1 protein-coding gene is annotated in these 2,087 nt (G+C 70.0%); it reads left to right on the forward strand.

Going from position 1 to position 2,087, the window contains the following annotated elements; genetic code table 11:
* Positions 1-2,087: SDR family oxidoreductase (locus tag ACWCSV_RS34525; protein WP_451149215.1), on the forward strand; the 2,087-nt coding region annotated here is incomplete at both ends.

The raw sequence follows: 2,087 nt of genomic DNA on the forward strand, positions 1-2,087 counted from the left end.
ACGGGTGGTACGGGGTCGATCGGTGTCTGCATCGGTCCGTGGCTGGCCGAGCACGATGCCCCGAGGGTGGTGCTGACCTCGCGGTCGGGCCCGTCCGCGTACGGTGTGGCTGCGTTGGCCGCGACGGTTGCGGGCGCGGGTTCCGCAGTCGAGGTCGTCAGCTGTGACTTGACCGAGCGTGCGCAAGTGACAGGCATGGTCGAGTGGATCGAGAACACCGGTCCAGGCCTGTCGACCGTCTTGCACTCGGCGAACGCGCCGATCTTGGCCCGGGTGGAGGACACCAGCCGTGAGGAGCTGGCCGTCGCGGTCGGTGCGAAGGCGGTCGGCGCGGTGCATCTGGACGAGGCGACGGCCGGCCTGGACATCGACGAGTTTGTCATGTTCTCCTCGATTTCGGCCACGTGGGGCAGCAATGACCACGCCGCCTATGCGGCCGGTAACGCGTTCCTGGACGGGTTGGCGGAGGACCGGCGGGCCCGGGGTCTGCCGGGGACGTCGGTTGCCTGGGGTGTGTGGAACACCCGTGACTGGGACGCCGTCGATGCGGCGATGGACCAGGCGCCGGGTCGGGTGACCCCGCACCGTCTGCTGCGACAGGGCATGAACTTCCTCGACACCGACCGGGCGTTGACGGCGCTCGGGGAGATCCTTGCGGACGACGAGACGTTCATCGCCCTGGCGAACGTCGAGTGGGAGAAGTTCGCGCCGGTCTTCACCGCCGCCCGTCCCCGACCGCTGCTGGACACCATTCCCGAAGCCCAGGAGGACACGGCGGTCCGTTCCGACGAGGACGGGCGTGGCGACTTCGAGGTCCGGATGGCGGGCCTGTCGGCGGCCGAGCGGCGGCGGACCGTGGTGGACCTGGTGCGTTCGCACGCCGCCGCGGTGCTGGGGCACGATTCGGCGGACGAGATCGTGGCGAGCCGGGCCTTCCGCGAACTGGGCTTCGACTCGCTGACCGCCGTCGAGCTCCGTAACCGGCTGAACACCGCATGCGGCCTGCGGCTGCCGTCGACGGTGATCTTCGATCATCCGAGTGCGTCGGCGCTGGCGGACGAGATTCTGGCGGAGCTGTTCGGGGCGGATTCGGGGGAGGCCCCGGTCGTGATGGCGGCAGTGTCGACCGATCCGATCGCGATCGTCGGTATGGCGTGCCGTTACCCGGGTGGTGTGCGTACCCCGGAGGAACTGTGGGACTTGGTGGTCGCGGGCGGGGATGCGATCGGTGGTTTCCCGGTCGACCGCGGCTGGGACGTCGAGGGCCTGTTCGATCCGGATCCGGACGCGGAGGGTTCGACGTACGTGGTCGAGGGCGGGTTCCTCAGAGGCGCCGCGGAGTTCGACGCGGGGTTCTTCGGGATCAGTCCGCGTGAGGCGTTGGCGATGGATCCGCAGCAGCGGTTGCTGCTGGAGACCTCCTGGGAGGCGATCGAGAGGGCGGGGATCGACCCCAAGTCCCTGCACGGAACCGCGACCGGCGTCTTCGTCGGTGCTGCCCCTTCGGGCTACATCGCGACGGGCGCGACGGTACCGGGCGCCGAGGCGCACTTGATCACCGGGAACGCGCTGAGTGTGCTGTCCGGCCGAGTGTCGTACACGCTGGGCCTCAACGGGCCCGCGGTGAGCATCGACACGGCGTGCTCCTCTTCGTTGGTCGCGCTGCACCAGGCGGGGCAGGCGCTGCGGTCGGGCGAGTGCTCGATGGCGTTGGCCGGCGGTGTGACGGTGATCGCCGACCCGGCCGAGTTTGTCGGCTTCTCGCGGCTGCGGGCCCTGGCCTCGGACGGCCGGTGCAAGGCTTTCGGTGAGGGCGCGGACGGCATGGGCATGGGTGAAGGCGCGGGCATGCTGCTGCTGGAGCGTCTGTCGGACGCCCGCCGTAACGGCCACCAGGTACTGGGAGTCCTCCGAGGGAGCGCCGTCAACCAGGATGGTGCGTCCAACGGCCTGTCCGCCCCCAACGGTCCGGCTCAACGGCGGGTGATTCGGGCGGCGTTGGCGAGTGCGCAGGTGTCGGCGGCGGATGTGGATGTGGTGGAGGCGCATGGTACGGGTACGGAGTTGGGTGACCCGATCGAGGCGGG

Source organism: Streptomyces sp. NPDC001770 (assembly GCF_053596135.1).